The sequence below is a fragment of the Roseobacter cerffii genome (assembly GCF_054226325.1).
In genome coordinates this window covers 4,238,505-4,255,322 of sequence record NZ_CM135757.1, presented here as the reverse complement: position 1 = coordinate 4,255,322, position 16,818 = coordinate 4,238,505, and the positions used below count along the sequence as shown (strand labels likewise).

The 16,818-nt window shown below is 57.0% G+C and carries 22 protein-coding genes; 19 read left to right on the top strand and 3 right to left on the bottom strand.

What is annotated here, in order from left to right; all coding sequences use genetic code 11:
• Positions 1 to 49 precede the first annotated feature (49 nt).
• Genes ACVC7O_RS20740 through ACVC7O_RS20725 form a run of 4 tightly spaced genes read left to right on the top strand, consistent with a single transcriptional unit; the run spans position 50 to position 4,224 of the window.
• On the top strand, positions 50 to 1,177 hold the full coding sequence (locus ACVC7O_RS20740; protein WP_458324002.1) for an ABC transporter ATP-binding protein: 1,128 nt from the start codon (positions 50 to 52) through the stop codon (positions 1,175 to 1,177).
• Between the two features lie 31 nt (positions 1,178 to 1,208).
• Positions 1,209 to 2,084: an ABC transporter permease subunit gene (locus ACVC7O_RS20735; protein ID WP_458324001.1), complete on the top strand. Its 876-nt coding sequence runs from the start codon at positions 1,209 to 1,211 to the stop codon at positions 2,082 to 2,084.
• Positions 2,081 to 2,899 carry an ABC transporter permease gene (locus ACVC7O_RS20730; RefSeq protein WP_458324000.1) on the top strand — a complete coding sequence of 273 codons (819 nt, stop codon included), beginning with the start codon at positions 2,081 to 2,083 and terminating at the stop codon, positions 2,897 to 2,899. The genes ACVC7O_RS20735 and ACVC7O_RS20730 overlap by 4 nt, the downstream gene beginning before the upstream one ends.
• Positions 2,896 to 4,224 carry an NAD(P)/FAD-dependent oxidoreductase gene (locus ACVC7O_RS20725; protein ID WP_458323999.1) on the top strand — a complete coding sequence of 443 codons (1,329 nt, stop codon included), beginning with the start codon at positions 2,896 to 2,898 and terminating at the stop codon, positions 4,222 to 4,224. The genes ACVC7O_RS20730 and ACVC7O_RS20725 overlap by 4 nt, the downstream gene beginning before the upstream one ends.
• 3 nt (positions 4,225 to 4,227) lie before the next feature.
• On the opposite strand, the gene ACVC7O_RS20720 is transcribed toward ACVC7O_RS20725, so the two are convergent.
• Complete coding sequence (locus ACVC7O_RS20720) at positions 4,228 to 4,893, bottom strand: flagellar hook capping FlgD N-terminal domain-containing protein (protein ID WP_458323998.1); 666 nt, start codon at positions 4,891 to 4,893, stop codon at positions 4,228 to 4,230.
• An 11-nt stretch (positions 4,894 to 4,904) separates the two neighbouring features.
• Positions 4,905 to 6,254 carry a flagellar hook-length control protein FliK gene (gene fliK, locus ACVC7O_RS20715; protein WP_458323997.1) on the bottom strand — a complete coding sequence of 450 codons (1,350 nt, stop codon included), beginning with the start codon at positions 6,252 to 6,254 and terminating at the stop codon, positions 4,905 to 4,907.
• A gap of 114 nt (positions 6,255 to 6,368) precedes the next feature.
• Between fliK and ACVC7O_RS20710 the strand changes: the two genes are divergently transcribed.
• The 6 genes from ACVC7O_RS20710 to ACVC7O_RS20685 all read left to right on the top strand — a co-directional run bounded on the left by ACVC7O_RS20710 (position 6,369) and on the right by ACVC7O_RS20685 (position 10,596).
• Positions 6,369 to 6,650 (top strand): rod-binding protein, encoded by a 282-nt coding sequence (locus tag ACVC7O_RS20710; protein ID WP_458323996.1) that lies wholly within the window; start codon positions 6,369 to 6,371, stop codon positions 6,648 to 6,650.
• Positions 6,640 to 6,999 (top strand): flagellar biosynthesis protein FlgN, encoded by a 360-nt coding sequence (locus ACVC7O_RS20705; RefSeq protein ID WP_458323995.1) that lies wholly within the window; start codon positions 6,640 to 6,642, stop codon positions 6,997 to 6,999. The genes ACVC7O_RS20710 and ACVC7O_RS20705 overlap by 11 nt, the downstream gene beginning before the upstream one ends.
• Before the next feature lie 209 nt (positions 7,000 to 7,208).
• Positions 7,209 to 8,456, top strand: coding sequence for a flagellin N-terminal helical domain-containing protein (locus tag ACVC7O_RS20700; protein WP_458323994.1), 1,248 nt, complete (start codon positions 7,209 to 7,211; stop codon positions 8,454 to 8,456).
• Positions 8,457 to 8,525: 69 nt separating this feature from the next.
• Positions 8,526 to 8,897 carry a flagellar biosynthesis regulator FlaF gene (gene flaF, locus ACVC7O_RS20695; RefSeq protein ID WP_458323993.1) on the top strand — a complete coding sequence of 124 codons (372 nt, stop codon included), beginning with the start codon at positions 8,526 to 8,528 and terminating at the stop codon, positions 8,895 to 8,897.
• On the top strand, positions 8,894 to 9,298 hold the full coding sequence (gene flbT / locus ACVC7O_RS20690; protein WP_458323992.1) for a flagellar biosynthesis repressor FlbT: 405 nt from the start codon (positions 8,894 to 8,896) through the stop codon (positions 9,296 to 9,298). The genes flaF and flbT overlap by 4 nt, the downstream gene beginning before the upstream one ends.
• Entirely contained in the window at positions 9,298 to 10,596 is a 1,299-nt protein-coding gene (locus ACVC7O_RS20685) for a DUF1217 domain-containing protein (protein ID WP_458323991.1), read from the top strand. The genes flbT and ACVC7O_RS20685 overlap by 1 nt, the downstream gene beginning before the upstream one ends.
• Positions 10,597 to 10,604: 8 nt before the next feature.
• Here the strand turns inward: ACVC7O_RS20685 and ACVC7O_RS20680 are convergent, their stop codons facing one another.
• The gene (locus tag ACVC7O_RS20680; RefSeq protein ID WP_458323990.1) at positions 10,605 to 11,978 is read right to left on the bottom strand and encodes a FliI/YscN family ATPase; all 1,374 of its coding nucleotides are present in this window, start codon (positions 11,976 to 11,978) and stop codon (positions 10,605 to 10,607) included.
• An 81-nt stretch (positions 11,979 to 12,059) separates the two neighbouring features.
• On the opposite strand from ACVC7O_RS20680, the gene ACVC7O_RS20675 reads away from it, so the two are divergent.
• Genes ACVC7O_RS20675 through ACVC7O_RS20635 form a run of 9 tightly spaced genes read left to right on the top strand, consistent with a single transcriptional unit; the run spans position 12,060 to position 16,732 of the window.
• Positions 12,060 to 12,458 carry a FlgB family protein gene (locus ACVC7O_RS20675; protein WP_458323989.1) on the top strand — a complete coding sequence of 133 codons (399 nt, stop codon included), beginning with the start codon at positions 12,060 to 12,062 and terminating at the stop codon, positions 12,456 to 12,458.
• Between the two features lie 13 nt (positions 12,459 to 12,471).
• Positions 12,472 to 12,864: a flagellar basal body rod protein FlgC gene (gene flgC / locus ACVC7O_RS20670; RefSeq protein ID WP_458323988.1), complete on the top strand. Its 393-nt coding sequence runs from the start codon at positions 12,472 to 12,474 to the stop codon at positions 12,862 to 12,864.
• A gap of 49 nt (positions 12,865 to 12,913) precedes the next feature.
• Positions 12,914 to 13,240, top strand: a complete 327-nt coding sequence (gene fliE / locus ACVC7O_RS20665; protein WP_458323987.1) for a flagellar hook-basal body complex protein FliE — start codon at positions 12,914 to 12,916, stop codon at positions 13,238 to 13,240.
• Between the two features lies 1 nt (position 13,241).
• A complete protein-coding gene (locus ACVC7O_RS20660; RefSeq protein ID WP_458323986.1) occupies positions 13,242 to 13,511 on the top strand; it encodes a flagellar biosynthetic protein FliQ in 270 nt (89 codons plus the stop codon).
• Between the two features lies 1 nt (position 13,512).
• Positions 13,513 to 14,226 (top strand): flagellar hook-basal body complex protein, encoded by a 714-nt coding sequence (locus ACVC7O_RS20655; protein WP_458323985.1) that lies wholly within the window; start codon positions 13,513 to 13,515, stop codon positions 14,224 to 14,226.
• A 24-nt stretch (positions 14,227 to 14,250) separates the two neighbouring features.
• Positions 14,251 to 15,036 (top strand): flagellar basal-body rod protein FlgG, encoded by a 786-nt coding sequence (flgG, locus tag ACVC7O_RS20650; RefSeq protein WP_458323984.1) that lies wholly within the window; start codon positions 14,251 to 14,253, stop codon positions 15,034 to 15,036.
• Positions 15,033 to 15,455: a flagellar basal body P-ring formation chaperone FlgA gene (gene flgA, locus ACVC7O_RS20645; RefSeq protein ID WP_458323983.1), complete on the top strand. Its 423-nt coding sequence runs from the start codon at positions 15,033 to 15,035 to the stop codon at positions 15,453 to 15,455. The genes flgG and flgA overlap by 4 nt, the downstream gene beginning before the upstream one ends.
• 9 nt (positions 15,456 to 15,464) lie before the next feature.
• Entirely contained in the window at positions 15,465 to 16,196 is a 732-nt protein-coding gene (flgH, locus tag ACVC7O_RS20640; protein WP_458323982.1) for a flagellar basal body L-ring protein FlgH, read from the top strand.
• Between the two features lie 11 nt (positions 16,197 to 16,207).
• Positions 16,208 to 16,732, top strand: a complete 525-nt coding sequence (locus ACVC7O_RS20635) for a flagellar basal body-associated FliL family protein (RefSeq protein WP_458323981.1) — start codon at positions 16,208 to 16,210, stop codon at positions 16,730 to 16,732.
• The last annotated feature ends 86 nt before the right edge of the window (positions 16,733 to 16,818 follow it).

The following is a 16,818-nucleotide window of genomic DNA, read 5'->3' as shown; positions in this document are numbered from 1 at the left end:
ACAGCCGGGCGCGGTGGTTACGCGCCCGGACCTTCTCGGGAAGACGCCATTGTCTGAGACGATTTTTGCTCCTTGGGACGACCCCACCGAAAAACCGCTGATCCGGTTTCGAAACGTCACCAAACGCTTCGGCGCCTTCACAGCGATTGATGACCTGACACTTGATATCTTCGAACGCGAATTCTTCGCGCTGCTCGGTCCTTCGGGCTGTGGTAAGACGACGATGATGCGCATGCTGGCCGGGTTCGAGACGCCGACATCTGGCACCATCGAACTCGCAGGTCAGGATATTGCGGCTGTGCCACCCAACAAGCGCGCAGTGAACATGATGTTCCAGTCCTATGCGCTGTTCCCGCATCTGAGCGTCTATGACAACATCGCGTTCGGGCTGCGCCGAGACAGCATGTCGAAAGCGGAGATCGACGCGCGGGTGTCCGAGATGCTCAAGCTCACCCGCCTCGAAAAATTCGCGCGCCGCAAACCGCATCAGATTTCAGGTGGGCAGCGTCAGCGCGTTGCACTCGCGCGCAGCCTCGCCAAGGCACCCAAGCTCCTGCTTCTCGACGAACCGCTCGGCGCGCTGGATGCCAAGCTGCGGCAAGCCACGCAATTCGAGCTGATGGACATTCAGGAGAAGACGGGCACGACCTTCGTGATCGTGACCCATGACCAGGAAGAGGCGATGACCGTCGCGAGCCGCGTTGCCGTCATGGACGAGGGGCGCATTATGCAAGTGGCGACGCCCGAACGGATTTATGAAGCGCCAGACAGTGTCTACGTGGCTGACTTCATTGGAGATGTGAACATCGTCTCCGGCACGGCCCGCCCGGTCGGCGAGGGGCTTTTCCAGCTGAATTGGGCTGAAGAAAGAGATCCCTTCATGGCGGCCTCCGACCGCGGCTTTACCGATGGGCAGTCGTGCCACCTTGCGATCCGCCCCGAGAAGATATCGATCAGCGCCGACAGGCCGGCGGAGGCACCAAACGCCGTTTCGGGAAAGGTACTCGACATTGCCTATCTCGGCAACCTCAGCACCTACCATGTCGAATTGCCGGGGGGGCAGGTGATCAAAGCACAGACGGCCAACACCCACCGCATCTCGCGCCGCAGCTTCACATGGGAAGATCCGGTGTGGATTTCCTGGTCCGCGACCGCGGGTGTCTTGCTCGATCAATGAGCACCGTGGCAGATAGCGGGGCCTTGGCCTGATGCAGCGGTTCGCGCTGATCGCCATTCCTTATGCCTGGCTGCTGGCGCTGTTCCTGATCCCCTTCGTGATCGTCTTCAAGATCTCGCTGTCGGACATCGCCCTGTCGATCCCACCCTACACACCCACGCTGAGCGAGGGGTTTGGCCCATTTTTTGCCGCGCTGGACTTCGAGAACTTCGTCTTTTTGACGTCCGATGATCTCTATTGGAAGGCTTACATCAGCTCGCTTCAGATCGCGGCCCTGTCAACGCTCATCACGCTTATTGTGGGCTATCCGATCGCCTATGCCATGGCGCGGTCGCCGGAAGAGTGGCGGCCCACGCTGATGATGCTGGTGATCCTGCCGTTCTGGACCTCATTCCTGATCCGCGTCTACGCGTGGATGGGCATTCTCAGCCAGGAAGGGTTTCTCAATCAGTTCCTGCTGTGGACGGGCGTAATCAGTGCGCCTCTGACGATCCTCAACACAACCACCGCGGTCTATATCGGTATCGTCTATACCTATCTGCCCTTCATGATCCTGCCGATTTTTGCCGCGCTCGACCGTCTGGATGGCTCGCTCATTGAAGCCGCAGAAGATCTCGGTTGCTCGCGGCTTCAGGCCTTTTGGCTTGTTACGATCCCACTGTCGAAAAACGGTATCATCGCGGGTAGCTTCCTCGTCTTCATCCCGGCGTTGGGCGAGTTCGTCATCCCGTCACTGCTCGGCGGGTCAGGGACCCTGATGATCGGCAAGGTCCTCTGGGAGGAGTTCTTCAACAACCGCGACTGGCCCGTCGCAAGCGCTGTCGCCGTGATCCTTTTGCTGATCCTGATCGTCCCGATCATCCTCTTCCAGCGCAACCAGCAGCGTCAGGCGGAGGAAGAGGCATGATGCGGCTGAGCTGGTTCAACGCCACCTCGCTGACGCTGGGGTTTGCGTTTCTCTATCTGCCGATGGTCATCCTGATCATCTATTCCTTCAACGAAAGCAAACTGGTGACGGTCTGGGCCGGCTTCTCGACCAAGTGGTACGGCGAGTTGCTGCGCAACGAAGCCTTCCTTGATGCGGCCTGGGTGACCATCAAAGTGGCGGTTCTGTCCTCGACCTTCGCCACGGTTCTGGGCACGATGGCGGCCTATGTGCTGGTGCGCGGCGGCCGGTTCCTGGGGCGCACGCTGTTTTCCGGCATGATCTACGCCCCATTGGTGATGCCCGAAGTGATTACAGGCCTGTCGCTTTTGTTGCTTTTCATCGGGATCGGGTTGGACCGTGGTGTGATCACCATCGTGCTCGCACATACGACCTTCTCGATGTGCTACGTCTCGGTGGTCGTGTCGTCGCGCCTGATGACGTTCGATCGATCGCTCGAGGAGGCCGCGCTGGACCTCGGCTGCTCGAGCTTCGATGCCTTCCGCCTTGTCACCCTGCCGATCATCGCGCCGGCTGTGATTTCCGGATGGTTGCTCGCCTTCACGCTCAGCCTGGATGATCTGGTGATTGCCTCCTTCACTGCCGGGCCTGCGGCCACCACGCTGCCGATCAAGATTTTTTCGGCGGTGAGGCTGGGCGTGTCTCCCGAGATCAATGCCCTATCCACCATCATGATCGGCATTGTGACCATCGGTGTGATCAGCGCGTCTCTCGTCTCCAAGCGCAATAGCCTGCGGCAGCAACAGGAGGAGCAAGCTGCGGCGCGGGCGGCATGAGACGCATTTTTTCCGACTATGCCTATGGTGACGGGCCGCGTCAGGGGTGCTGGTGGGATCAGACCTGTGAACATGTTGATCGCCCTTCGCTTATCGGCGCTCATAAAGCAGAGGTCGTCATCATCGGGGCGGGGTTTACGGGCCTTTCCGCGGCTTACCATCTTGCGCGGGCGGGACTGAAACCCATCGTCCTGGAGGCGCACTATCCCGGTTGGGGCGCGTCCGGCCGGAACGGTGGGTTTTGCTGTCTGGGCGGCAGCATGCTTGACGATGACCAACTCGATACCCGTTTTGGCAAAGCTGGTCGGCTCGACTTCCGAGCGGCGGAGAAGGCCGCTGTCGCTCTTGTGTCGGAGTTGGTCGAAACCCTTTCGCTCGATGTCGATCGGCACTCAAACGGCGAGACCGAACTGGCGCACCGACCAAGGGACATGGATGCACTTCGCGAAAAAGCTGCGACGATTGAGGAGAACTACGGCGTAGCCCCGGCGATCATCGAGCGCGCAGATCTCGCTCAGCACGGGCTCGGCGGTCCCTTTCACGGCGCGCTGACGATCACTGTCGGTTTTGGCCTCAACCCGCTCAAATACCTTATGGGGTTGGCCGCGGCAGCCGAAGAGACAGGCGCGATCATCTGTCACGATAGTCCTGTTCAGGCGCTTCGGTCGGATGGGGTCTCTCATCATATCCAGACACCCTCAGGCGCGGTCACCGCTCGCCATGTGATCGTCGCAACAAACGGGTATTCTTCCGACGACCTTCCCGATTGGCTCGGCGGTCGCTACATCCCTGGCCAGTCGAATGTGCTTGTGACTCGGCCGTTGACCGAGGCAGAGATCGCGCGGCAGGGTTGGTCGAGTGATCAGATGTGCTATGATACGCGGCATCTGTTGCACTATTTCCGGCTGATGCCAGATCGGCGATTTTTGTTCGGTATGAGAGGTGGGCTCATGACAGGGCCTGCCGCGGAAGCGCGCGCCCGCAAACGCATCCAGCGAGACTTCACGCGTCTTTTCCCGAAGTGGTCCCAAGTGGAAACCGCGCATCTATGGTCGGGCATGGTTTGCCTAGCGCGCGGCTACCTGCCCTTTGTTGGAGAAATGACGCCCGGATCGCGACTGTGGACCGGTCTATGCTATCATGGCAACGGTATTGCTATGGCGACATTGAGCGGGAAGATCATTGCGGATCTGGTTCAAGGATGCATACCAGATATCTGGCCGGAGGCTATGCGCCAACCGCTTACGAGGTTCCCCTTTGGACGGGCCCGCCGTGTCATCATGCCGCCGATCTATCTTGGCCTGATGCTCGCGGACCGGGGCTAGTACCTACACCGGTTCGCGCAGAGCGCTGACGTCATTGGTTGTGACGGTGGAGCCGCCTTCGAGGACAAAGATCGTCTCGCTCCCTTGACGCCGGGCTTCGGTGATGCGCGCGTAGGTCTCCGCTGTCGTCACGCCCAGTGTCTGGCCGACGGCGCGATGCTCAACTTTGAAGCTGTAGAGGCCATTCGGGAAAGCGGTGCCATCCGCTGCGCGCCCGGTCCACTCAATCGGCTCACCCGTCGTTGGGATTTGCCGACGGTCGACCTCATTGCCGTCTGAATTGTAAGCAATCAGGATGGCTTCATCCGCCCCCGTCTGGGTCTGTGGTGTGACCGTCAGAGGCGATCCGTCGAAGGGAACCGCTGCGGTGGTGCGCGCTTCCATCCCGATCCATCCTGCGATTTGACCAATGCTACTTGCATCCAACTGGCTGCTCAGCGCTTGCAGCAAATCATTCGACAACACCTGCTGCTCGACCATCGAGAATTGTGCAAGTTGGGCTGCATACTCCGATGAGTCAATCGGCTCCAACGGATCTTGGTACCGCGCCTGAGCCGTCAACATCTGCAAAAAGGTCTCGAAGTCGGACGACAGCACGGCTGATGACTGTTCGCTGGCGGCTGCACTGCGCGCCGCGGTCTGCGCGGCCTGAGTATTGGTAACTTCCATCGGTCTGCTCCTTAGATCCGAATATCGACACCGGTCGAGGCGGTCATCGTGACGGGGATGGGGGCGTCGGCTTCGACGTCGCTAGGACTTGCTGTAGCCAACGATTGGCCATTGCCTTCAGCTTGATCGCTCGGGCCCTGTTCGGATTGGCCTTCATTGAAGGCGAAGTTGATCGACTCGTATCCGAGAGCTTGGAACTCGCGAGCGAGTTGATCGATGTTTCGACGCATCAGGTCCAGCGTCTCTGGTCGCTCAGCGAGCACTTGAACAGTGATCCCTGTTTCGACAGCCGAGATGCTCATTTTTACCTTGCCCAGTTCCTTCGGATTCAGCGCGAGTTCAACCGCCCGATCTGGGAAGCGCTGCAGCGCTTCCGCCATCTGCCGCCCGATCAGGCCGGGCGTCTCCGGTCGCGAAAGGGTTTGGGCCAAGGGTGTTGTGGATGCGCTGCGTTGCTCCCACGACGCGGGTGCGTCGAGGTCGCTGATAGGTGCAAGCTGAAGGTCGCTAGGTGGCATGTCCACTTGCGCCGTTAGGGGCGTAACCTGTTGCGCAGGTGTCGCGACCGGTGGACTGGGTGCTGCGGCCTTGTTTGCCTGGTTTGTGGCTGGTGCAGTGTCTCTTAAGGTGGCGAGACGATCCTGATCATCCCGTCTAGACCGCTCCCGTGGCAAGTTGATGGGTTGGGCATCGGTTATCTGCTCCGCGACTTTAGGCAGAGCTGTCTTTGTCAAGTCAGTTTGCGCTCCGCCCGTCTGCGAAGCACCTGACTGTCCGACTGATACGTTTGTCTGTGCCTGTCGTTGGATTGCGAGCTCATTGCTCTTCGCGTCAACGGAAGCTTGACCAGAACCTGCAACCGTCCGAGGAGTACCCGTTGTCGCAACCTCTGACGCTTGCGCCTCAGATGGGCGCGCTTTCTCGGAAGCAGCCAACGGCGATGCGTCCCCTCGCTCAGAACGCACACGTTGGGCGAAAGCAAGTTCGCTTGTATCGGACACGCGTGCTTTGCGTGAAGAGGCCTCGACGGGCGCCTCGTCAGCCGCCGACCGGACTTTAGAGCCCTCGGCGGCGTCCAGCACTAAGTCCTCACCAGCATCGACGGTCTCAATCAGCTTGCCGCCATCTTCATTTTCAGCCACGTCGGTGGTAGTTCTCTTGCCCTCGCCGTCCGCTACCTTCTCTTTCGATGCTTCTGGCGTCGCAGATTTGGCCTCGCTTTCGGCATCGGCCGAATAGGCTGCGTCAAAATCTGCATCGGAATTCTCAGCCACTGACTTAGCCGACGCACCATCATTCGAGTTCGTTTTTTCATTTCGGCCAGCTTTTGTCGCTGGCTGTGTCATCGCAATTTCGAGCACTGGCCTCTCCGGGATTTCTTCCGCGTGTCCCCGTTTATACAGTCAGTTGGTTACTGCTTCTTTACCGATTGGCTGCATGCTCGGACAAAATAGTTGCAATTGGAGATAACTGTCATGAACACGACCTCCCCGATCGGGCCGACCACAACGACCCTGTCGTCTCACGACAAGGCGTTGCGCGAGGTTGCGCAGAAGCTAGAGGCAAGTTTTCTGGCCGAAATGTTGAAATCTGCAGGCTTAGGCAAGACCAGCGAGCACTTTGGCGGAGGGTCAGGAGAGGACCAGTTCAGCTCCTTCATGGTGCAGGAACAGGCCATGCAAATGGTGAAAGCGGGTGGCATCGGATTGAGCGAATCGCTCTTTCAAGCTTTGAAGGAGAAGCAGAATGACGAATGAAGAGTTCGAAGATGTTATCGACGCGCTCGATGACCTTTTGGATGCTGAGCGCGCCGCTTTGCTCGCCGGTGATCTCGATGAGGTCGCACGATTGCTGGAGCGCAAAGAGGCCCTGATCGAGCGTTTCGCGACGTTGGAGGATGCGGATCGTGCGCCTCTTGCAGACCTGCAAGTCAAGGTAAAGCGCAACCAGGCACTTCTGGATCAGGCGCTCGAGGGAATACGGTCTGTGTCTCGGCGTCTTGCAGCTTTGCGCCGTGTGCGCAGTTCGCTTGAAACCTATGACGAAAAGGGCGAGCGCCGGAAAATCGACATGTCACCGGACGGTTCTGTCGAAAAGCGGGCCTGAGATTGGATTTGAATAAAAACGGACAGACAGAGGGCGCGTGATTTAAGCACTCATTAGCCTTTGAAAGGGCATGTTGTCGCTGCATCCGAGGTCGGGTGGCGCTTCGCCAGATGATGGCGACTGCATTGGTCAGAAAGACAGTTTCGTTCCCGCGTGAAGGCGCCGGGGGCTCAAACCACGCAAAGCGTGAATGATCAAAGGAACATGCTATGTCCAGCATTCTTACCAATAACAGCGCAATGGTTGCGCTGCAGACCCTTAAATCCATCAACATGAACCTGGGCAAGGTCCAGAGCGAAATCTCCACCGGTCTCACCGTCGAGAGTGCAAAAGACAACGCCGCAACGTGGGCCATTTCAAAAGTCATGCGCTCTGACGTTGCAGGTTTTGAAGCAATCTCCGACTCGCTGGCCCTCGGCCAATCGACAGTTGGTGTTGCACTGAACGCAGCTGAAGGCATTACTGATCTCCTGACGGAGATCAAAGGTAAGGTCGTCAACTCCCAAGAGGATAACGTTGACCGTGCCAAGATCCAAACTGACATCGAGGCGCTGACGGCACAAATCTCCTCGATTTCAGGTGCTGCACAGTTCAATGGTCTCAATCTGCTATCAAACGACAGCTATGACGCAGGCAGCGGCACATCCAGCATCCTCTCCTCTCTCGACCGTTCTGCAAACGGTGTGGTATCCAGCAACATCGATGTAACTAAGCAAGATTTGTCTACGACAGCAGGCGTCTTTAGCGCTGCAGGTACAGGTACTGCAGCTGCCGCGGGTACTGCGTTCACTGGCGCAGATGGTGCTACAGGTGCTGCTATGACTGTCGGTGCAACCCCTGCTGCAGGCGACATGTTCCGCATCGAGGCCATTAATGGCGTAGCGATTGCTGCCGCTGATCAGATTGTCGTCAGCGTCGTGGACGGCGATACCCAAGCCAGTGTGCAGAGCAAGATGGTGACAGCATTGCAATTTGCTGCTGACCGGATGGAGATTGACGTCACATTCGCGGCCAATGCTACCACCGCTGGACAGATCGACGTCACCAACAATACCGGTGCCGCCGCAGCGTTTACAGCGGCTGGTATTCAAGGCCTCACCGGCGCCACCGACGATGGTAACACGACAATCGGCGGCAACTTGTCTCTGCTCAATTCATTTGACGTGACAACCGAAGCAGGCGCATCTGCTGCTCTTGGAGCCATCGAGGGTTTGATCCAGCAGTCGATTGACTCAGCTGCAGTTCTCGGTTCGGCCGGTAGTCGGATTGAGACGCAGTCGACTTTCGTCGGCAATCTGATCGACAACCTGAAAACCGGTATCGGTGCTCTGGTCGACGCGGATATGGAAGCGGCTTCGGCGAAGCTTCAGGCCCTGCAGACACAGCAGCAGCTGGGTGTTCAGGCTCTGTCGATTGCCAACCAGGCACCGCAGACCATCCTGTCGCTGTTCCGTTAAGCGGGACCTCAGGGGCGCGGTCTCTCGCGCCCCTGAATTCAGTTTCCAGTTTCCCATAAAGGTTGCAACGTGAACGCATACGCACAGGCCCAAAGCGCATACGCGCCTGCAGCGGCCCCGACCAGAACGGCACGCAGTGCAGAATACGAAGTCATCGCCCGCATTTCCCATCGCATGAAAAAAGCGATCAAGAGCGATGATTTCCCGGCCCTTGCCGAAGCGTTGTACGAGAATAATAAGCTGTGGACCGCCTTGGCCGTGGACGTCGCAGACGACAACAACCTGCTACCGGATGAATTGCGTGCAAGGATCATCTATCTCGCGGATTTCACTCGTATCCATACACAGAAGGTCCTGCGCAAGCAGGAGACAGCGGTACCACTGCTCGAAATCAACGCGATCATTCTGGGCGGTCTCAAACAAGAAGGAGAGACGAAATGAGCGGTCTCGTCCTAAAACTCAGCCCCAAGGAAAGGGTTCTGATCAATGGCGTTGTGATCGAAAACGGAGATCGCCGAAGCCGTCTCGCGATTATGACCCCCGGTGCAAATATCCTTCGACTGCGCGATGCTATTCACCCAGAAGATGCAAAAACACCGGTCAAACGAGCGTGTTTTGCCATGCAATTGGTTCTGTCGGGCGACAAGAGCCCCGAAGAGGCCCATCTGCCGTTGTTGCGACAGATTGAAGAACTCAGCCAAGTGTTCACGGATGCCGACAGTCGCAATGTCCTCGCGGAAGCGACAATTGGCTTGGTCGAAAATCAGCACTATCGGGCGCTCAAAGCGCTCAGAGCTTTGCTACCGCGGGAGGAACGCCTTCTCGCAGCGAGGGTGAACTGATGTTTACCCCAATCATCCCGTCGTCGGGTCTGACTGGTTGGCGGTTTCTTCAACGGACCTATGATAGCCAATTAGAGAACTTCTCCAACTCGGCACAAATCTCGAGAAATACAGACTACTTTCTCGAAAACATCGACAAGGTGACGTCAGCAGAGGATCTGACATCGGATCGTCGACTACTCGAGGTAGCTCTTGGTGCGTTTGGCATCCAAGACGACATCGACAATCGTTTTTTCATAAGAAAAGTTCTTGAAGAAGGTACCACGGCCGACGACTCTCTGGCCAACAGGTTTTCAGACAATCGCTACAAAGAGTTCTCTGCGGCGTTTGGTTTGGGTCCGGGTGAAGACCGACAAATCGGAACCAGCGGTTTCGCCGACGATATCGTTGCGCGCTTCCGGGCGAACAGCTTCGAGGTCTCAGCTGGCCTCCAAGATGATACGATGCGTGTTGCGCTTTATGCACAAAGGGTTCTCGTTGATCTGGCAACCCCACCGCAAAAATCGCAAGAGAGATTGGACGCAGAAGCTGTTGCCGCGGCTGTTTCCGATTTTGCGGATATCGCTTCAGATGACCTAGATTACTTTGAGCAAAACATCGGTCTGATCGCGACCCCTGAAGAGCTGCTGGATGATACACGGTTGCTCAAGGTCGCTTTGGGAGCTTTTGGCCTTCAAGAAGACTACGAGGCCATCGTCAGTTTTGAGCCAGATGGTGATGTTCTGGTCAGCCCGGAGTGGACCAAGATCAAAGAAGTGCTTGAAGAGGGGAGCATTTCTGTCGTTGCGCGCGCAAATGAACTCGAGAATCCTGCATATGCAGACCTATCCCGTGCCTTTGGTTTCGGAATTGTGGAAGACTTTAGAGCAAACGATTTTGGTTTCTCAGATGAGATTGCGGATCTCTATATTCAACAGAACTTCGAAGTTCCTGAAGGCGTCACATTGGATGCGCCCGTGGTTGTCATCAATAGAGCCGTGGAACTTGAGACGTTCCGTTCCGATGATATCTCCAATGATGCCAAGTGGTTCACCGTTATGGGAGAACCGCCGCTGCGCGCGCTTTTCGAGACGGCCCTGAACCTGCCAAGCGAGTTTGGCCAGGCAGATATCAATCAACAGCTGACTGTTTTCAAAGAACGTGCTCGAACCACATTTGGCAGTGATGAGGTAAACCAGTTTTCCGATCCAGAGAAGCTGGACCAACTCATAACCCAATACGTTGTTCGCTCGCAGATATCTTCGTTCAACAGCGGGGCGTCATCTGCGTCGATTGCCTTGACACTTCTGCAGTCCTGATCAAGTCGCTAAGCCGCTGATGTTGGTCTGGCCGGTATTCCGCTCCTCGAAGCGCCACCAACACGAACCCGTCTAAGGATGAGTTCCAGCTCAGTGAAGCTGTTCTCCACGTTTCGCTTTTCGACCTTGGCGAGGAAACCATCCAAGTCCGACCAGATTTGTACAGCGGCGTCCAACTCCGGGTCGCTTCCCGCAGAGTAGAGGCCAGCGCGTACCATCATCGCGTTTCGATCATAGACCGAAAGCAGGTGGCGCGCTTGCGAAATGAGATCATTCTGCCCGTCTGTTGCGGCTGCCGGCAGGCTGCGTGAGACTGACCGCAAGACGTCGATCGCCGGATAGCGGCCGCGTTCGGCGATCTCGCGATCGAGAATGATATGTCCATCCAGAACACCGCGGAGGATATCGGCGATTGGCTCGTCCATGTCAGAACCAGCGACCAAAACGCTGAAGACTCCGGTGATGTCGCCTTGCTGGTGCTGCCCTGGGCCCGCGCGTTCACAGAGTGACATTATGAGGTGCGCCGTCGATGGCGGGAAACCGCGCAGGACGGGCGATTCACCAGCCGCGACCGCGACTTCGCGGTGGGCCTCGGCAAACCGAGTGATGGAGTCAGCTAAAAGAAGAACGGATTTTCCCTGATCGCGAAAGTGTTCCGCGACAGACATCGCGGCCCAGGCGCATCTGCGTCTGATCAATGGCGACTGATCGGAAGTTGCACAAACGATGACCGCGCGTTTCAGCCCGTCTTTGCCCAACACATCCTCGATGAAATGCCGCAACTCCCGGCCGCGTTCGCCGATCATTGCGATGACAACGACATCTGCGGTCATGTTCTGGGCCAAATGGCCAAGGAGGCTTGATTTGCCAACGCCCGAGCCAGCAAAAAGACCCACGCGTTGCCCTCGCACAATCGGTAGCATGGTATTGAGACCGGCCATGCCCGTGTTCAGCCGCTCACCAAGGGATCGGCGTGCGCCAGGATCTGGTGGTGCTCGGCGCAAAGCGCGAGCAGCGGCTCCACGCAGCAGAGGCTTGCCATCAAGAGGATTGCCAAAGGGGTCTATGATTCGCCCGACCCAGGCATTGGATGGGGCGATCCCGCGCGACTCGAGCAAGGCAGCGCGATCCCTTAGGGCCACACCGTCGGGCGCCTGATCTGGCAGTAGCACCAGCATATCCCCATCCAGTTGCAGCACTTCGCCGGATAGCGGCTCGCCTTGACGATAAACCACCACCAGATCACCAATTCTGGCTTTGCCGGCCAAACCAGACACATGAATAACCCCGCCTTCGACCCGCGTCACGCGGCCGATCGCCCGCACAGGGTTCAATTCAGTGATCTGGGCGGTCAACCCGTCGAAGGAAATTGGCTGGTTCATGGCAACCCTTTGGCTTTTGCACACTCTTTCTAAAGGAATCAGAGTTAAGCCTTGATGAAACCGTTCGAGGGAGAAGCCCCGATGTTCAAAAATTTGGAAGTCTTCAAGATTTCGCATGCAATGGCGGTTCATGCTGGCCAGAAGCAAGCCGTGGCAGCGGAAAATGTCGCCAATTCTGACACTCCCGAATACAAAGCCCGTGACCTTGCACCGTTTGCCGATACCTATCGAGCCCAGACCTCAATGGGCGAGGCTGCCGGTCAGCGCGCGACTCGTGATCGTCATCTGCACGGAATCGTCAAAGGCCACATGGCCGAACCTTACACCGACGAAACGGCAATTGCTTCACCGAACGGGAATACGGTTTCGCTGGAAGGCGAAATGCTCAAGTCACTTGATGCTAAACGGCAGCACGACCGTGCCATTGCGATCTACAAATCTTCCTTGGGAATTCTGCGCGCAACTTTAAGTCGCCAGTAGTGGAGAACGTATCATGAACGAATTTTCCAAAGCACTCGACGTAACATCCAGTGGCCTGAAAGCTCAGGCAACCCGTTTGCGGCATTTGGCAGAAAACATTTCGAATGCGGACACGCCTGGCTACCGCCGCAAACTCGTACCCTTCGAGACGGCTTTCAATTCGGGAAGTGGCGTGTCGATGGTTGAGACAGGTCGGGTGCAGCTCGACCGCTCGACGCTCGAGCGGGTCTACGATCCGACCCATCCAATGGCTGACGAGACCGGTTACTTCGACAGCTCGAACGTGGATCTGATGATCGAGCTCGCCGATGCACGCGAAGCACAACGGAGCTACGAGGCCAATCTGAAAGTCTTCGAGCAGACCCGCAAGATGTCGAGCGGGCTGATGGACCTGCTACGGAACTAACCCAGACTATCGCGGCCGGAAGAGCTGCGTGACATGAAGGAGATCTAGAATGGATATGAAGGCTGTTTCAGCGATTCAACGGTTTACCGATGCCCGTTCCGCATCGGCGATCCAGAGCTATCAACAAGCACGTCCGGCGACAGAGCCTACACCTGAAGAGCCAACGATGATCGAGACGGTGAGCAAAGTCGCCGTCGATTTCGCGCAAACACTTGCGGAAAGTGAAGAGACGGCAAAGGCCTCAATGATCGGTGATGCTGATCCGCATGCGTTGGTCCAAGCTTTAGCCCAGACCGAACTGGCCGTCGAAGCGGCCGTTACGGTTCGGAATAAGGTCGTGGAAGCCTATCAGGAAATCCTGCGGATGCCCGTCTAATATGCTGGATGAAGTCCTCTTTTTTGACACGCTGCGCCAGGGTCTCTGGATCGCTGTGATCATCTCCATCCCGATCCTGACCGCCGCTTTGATCACAGGGGTATCGATCGGGCTCGTTCAGGCTTTGACCTCTATTCAGGAGATGACGTTGACCTTCGTGCCCAAGCTGGCAGCGATCATCATCGTGTTCTGGTTATCGATGGGCTTCATGACCCAAACGTTGGTTGCGTTCTTTCAGAACCGCATCATCCCGCTGATTATCGGAGGTTGATATGGAAAACGCTGGCTACACCACTTTGACCCGCCAGTCCGGCCTCATGCGAGAAATGCGCATCGTCGCCAATAACATCGCAAACGCCGCAACGACCGGGTACCGTCAGGAAGGCATCGTATTCTCAGAATACGTGATGTCGGTCGATGGTGCGTCGAGCCTATCGATGGGACAAGGCAATGTGCGCAACACCTCGCTGGAGCAGGGGACGCTGACGCAAACCGGTGGCACGTTCGACTTTGCCATCGAGGGCGATGGTTTCTTCCTGATTGAAACGCCAGCGGGCGAGCGTCTATCTCGTTCGGGTGCGTTTTCTCCGAATGCAGAGGGCGATCTCGTCACAATGGACGGCTACCGCGTGCTCGATGCCGGGGGCGCTCCCGTCTTTGTGCCGCCGGGCGCAGCCGACATCGCCGTTTCGTCAGACGGAACGATTTCGAGCGAAGGAAACCCAATTGGTCAGATCGGTGTGGTGCAGCCGCTCAACCCGCGCGAGATGGTCCGCGAAGACGGCGTTATGTTTCGCGCTGATGATGGATACGAGCCTGCGGAGGGTGCACGCGTGCTCCAGCGGTTTGTCGAAAACTCGAACGTAAACTCGATCCTGCAGATTACCCGTATGATCGAGGTCCAACGGGCCTATGAATTGGGCGCCAGCTTTCTAGAAGCCGAAGACGAGCGTGTTCGTCAAGCGCTTCGCACCATGTCCCAGTAATTTTATCGATTTAGGAGACCCGCTATGCGTGCCTTAAAGATTGCAGCCACCGGTATGAGCGCTCAGCAAATGCGCGTTGAGACCATTTCGAACAACCTGTCGAACATGAGCACGACTGGCTATAATGCCCGGCGAGCTGAGTTTGCCGATCTGCATTATCAACAGATGACCCGACCCGGGACCATCAGCGCGACCGATGGTACGATCATGCCGACGGGGGTTCAGTTGGGTTTGGGTGTCCGCCCCGCCGCGGTTTCCGTACAGTTGCAGCAAGGGTCTCTCAGCCAAACAGGCGGTGATCTGGATCTGGCGATTGAAGGCAAGGGCTATCTGGAAGTGACGCTTCCGTCGGGCTTGAGCGCTTACACACGTGACGGTGGTCTAAAGCGAACCGGGGAAGGTCTCATTGTGACATCCGATGGCTTTCCCGTTGAACCTCAAATCGTGATCCCGGATGACGCGCGGAGCATCTCCATTAACGCGGCCGGAGAGGTATACGCCTACTTCGCCGACGCGCCGGACGCTCAGCTTCTGGGTCAATTCAACATGGTTGGGTTCACCAACGCGAAAGGGCTCGAGGCCCTGGGTGGCAATCTCTTCGGTGAGACTGAAGCCTCTGGCCCGCCCCTGATTTCGACCCCCGGAGAAGACGGTCTCGGGACGGTTCGACAAGGCTATCTTGAGGACAGTTCTGTCGACGCAGTGCGTGAAATTACCGAACTGATCGAAGCGCAGCGCGGCTATGAGATGAATGCCAAGGTGATTTCGGCGGCAGATCAGATGATGGGCGCGACGACGCAAATTCGATGATCAGAGTTCTTAGTCTCTTTCTTGTTCTGAGCACGTCGACCGTTGCCCTGGCCGAAATCGTGGTGCCGACCCGGACCATTCGAGCCAACGCAATCATCACGGATATCGATGTCGGGACCAAAGCTGGTGAAATTGCCAACGGTTTCAACCGGGTGGCGGATGTCATTGGTCAGGAAGCGAGAACAACGCTTTATGCCGGGCGGCCGATACGTGTCGATGAGATTGGTCCGCCCGCTTTGGTGACGCGCAATCAGATCGTATCGCTAACGTTCCAATCCGCGGGCTTGGTAATCACGACCGAAGGCAGATCGCTGGAACGCGGTGGTGTTGGCGATCGCGTCAGGATCATGAACCTATCCTCGCGCGCCACGCTCTTTGGACAGATCCAACCAGACGGCTCGGTTGAAGTCAAAAATTAGGGATTTTCGATGTTACTGCGAAACTGCACCGCCATTGCCAGCATAATTCTGATAGCCGCTTGTGGTCGGATGGATCATCTTGGAAAACCACCTTCTTTCTCATCTGCGAGAGAGACAACAGAACACAACGCCATGATGTCACCGGGTCTGCCGCTGCGCACCGATGCGCAGGGGCCGACTGAGCGGGCGTCGCTTTGGTCCGGCGCGCGGCAATCGCTGCTAGGTGACCGCCGCGCCGTGCAGCAGGGTGACATCCTCACGGTCGTTATTGAGATCGATGAGGAGGCTGAGATTTCGAATGCGACGGATCGCTCACGTTCGGGTTCTGAAAGCCTGGGAATCCCGGGGCTGTTTGGATTGCCGCAGAGGATTGATGAACGCCTGCCTGATGGGGCGTCGACAGCTGAAGCCGTGTCGATCAATTCTGCGAGTAGTTCATCTGGAGATGGGTCGGTGCGTCGTAATGAAAAGCTCACGCTTCGCATCGCCGCGACAGTCGTAGATGTTTTGCCAAATGGTGTGTTGTCGATTTCAGGCAGCCAGGAATTGCGGGTCAACTTTGAAATGCGCGAGCTCTTGGTGACAGGATATGTTCGCCCCGAAGATATCTCGCGGCAGAACGAAATCACCTACGACAAGATCGCAACCGCGCGTGTGTCATACGGCGGTAGGGGGCAGATTACGGACGTACAGCAGCCGCGCCTTGGCCAGCAAGTACTTGACTCTGTTTTACCTTTCTGAGGAATGATCGGATGAAAAAGCTTCTGCCAATTGTCATGCTGCTTATCGGATCAGGCGCTGGAGTTGGGGCGGGCATATTTCTGCGCCCCGTTCCGGTGGAGGACAAGGTTGCTTCTGTCGAAGCGGAAACCGAGGCCACCAAAGACTATCCTAATGATGCAAGCGCCGAAAAAGAGATGGAGAAGCCCGGCGAAGGTGGCCCAGCTTCAGGGATGGAATACGTTCGGCTCCCAAATCAGTTCGTCGTGCCTTTGGTCGAAAATGAGCGTATCTCCGCCTTGGTCGTGATGTCTCTCAGCATCGAGGTTGCCACAGGAAATGAAGAAGACGTTCTCGATATTGAGCCGAAGCTGCGCGATGGTTTTTTGCGTGTCTTGTTCGATCACGCGAGCATCGGCGGTTTTGACGGTGCCTTTATCAACAACGAAAACCTGGATGTTGTTCGCGGGAAACTGCGAGAGGTCGCAATGAGTGTGATGGGTTCTGATGTGGCCAATGATGTATTGATCTTCGAAATTGCGCGCCAGGACTACTAACGCTTGGTTGCGCGGAACCGGAGCTTTGCAGGCTTTGGGTCCAACTTGGCACATATTGCGGGCGCATTGTCTGGTTTTTTGGTTGC

Excerpts from the sequence above, each read along its gene's own strand:
- ACVC7O_RS20725 (WP_458323999.1), top strand. The coding sequence starts at position 2,896 with ATGAGACGCATTTTTTCCGACTATGCCTATGGTGACGGGCCGCGTCAG.
- flgA (WP_458323983.1), top strand. The coding sequence starts at position 15,033 with ATGATCAGAGTTCTTAGTCTCTTTCTTGTTCTGAGCACGTCGACCGTT.
- ACVC7O_RS20705 (WP_458323995.1), top strand. The coding sequence starts at position 6,640 with ATGACGAATGAAGAGTTCGAAGATGTTATCGACGCGCTCGATGACCTT.
- ACVC7O_RS20680 (WP_458323990.1), bottom strand. The coding sequence starts at position 11,978 with ATGAACCAGCCAATTTCCTTCGACGGGTTGACCGCCCAGATCACTGAA.
- flgH (WP_458323982.1), top strand. The coding sequence starts at position 15,465 with ATGTTACTGCGAAACTGCACCGCCATTGCCAGCATAATTCTGATAGCC.
- ACVC7O_RS20655 (WP_458323985.1), top strand. The coding sequence starts at position 13,513 with ATGGAAAACGCTGGCTACACCACTTTGACCCGCCAGTCCGGCCTCATG.
- flbT (WP_458323992.1), top strand. The coding sequence starts at position 8,894 with ATGAGCGGTCTCGTCCTAAAACTCAGCCCCAAGGAAAGGGTTCTGATC.
- ACVC7O_RS20730 (WP_458324000.1), top strand. The coding sequence starts at position 2,081 with ATGATGCGGCTGAGCTGGTTCAACGCCACCTCGCTGACGCTGGGGTTT.
- ACVC7O_RS20735 (WP_458324001.1), top strand. The coding sequence starts at position 1,209 with ATGCAGCGGTTCGCGCTGATCGCCATTCCTTATGCCTGGCTGCTGGCG.
- ACVC7O_RS20660 (WP_458323986.1), top strand. The coding sequence starts at position 13,242 with ATGCTGGATGAAGTCCTCTTTTTTGACACGCTGCGCCAGGGTCTCTGG.
- ACVC7O_RS20710 (WP_458323996.1), top strand. The coding sequence starts at position 6,369 with ATGAACACGACCTCCCCGATCGGGCCGACCACAACGACCCTGTCGTCT.
- fliE (WP_458323987.1), top strand. The coding sequence starts at position 12,914 with ATGGATATGAAGGCTGTTTCAGCGATTCAACGGTTTACCGATGCCCGT.
- ACVC7O_RS20700 (WP_458323994.1), top strand. The coding sequence starts at position 7,209 with ATGTCCAGCATTCTTACCAATAACAGCGCAATGGTTGCGCTGCAGACC.
- flgC (WP_458323988.1), top strand. The coding sequence starts at position 12,472 with ATGAACGAATTTTCCAAAGCACTCGACGTAACATCCAGTGGCCTGAAA.
- ACVC7O_RS20675 (WP_458323989.1), top strand. The coding sequence starts at position 12,060 with ATGTTCAAAAATTTGGAAGTCTTCAAGATTTCGCATGCAATGGCGGTT.
- flgG (WP_458323984.1), top strand. The coding sequence starts at position 14,251 with ATGCGTGCCTTAAAGATTGCAGCCACCGGTATGAGCGCTCAGCAAATG.
- ACVC7O_RS20635 (WP_458323981.1), top strand. The coding sequence starts at position 16,208 with ATGAAAAAGCTTCTGCCAATTGTCATGCTGCTTATCGGATCAGGCGCT.
- ACVC7O_RS20685 (WP_458323991.1), top strand. The coding sequence starts at position 9,298 with ATGTTTACCCCAATCATCCCGTCGTCGGGTCTGACTGGTTGGCGGTTT.
- ACVC7O_RS20720 (WP_458323998.1), bottom strand. The coding sequence starts at position 4,893 with ATGGAAGTTACCAATACTCAGGCCGCGCAGACCGCGGCGCGCAGTGCA.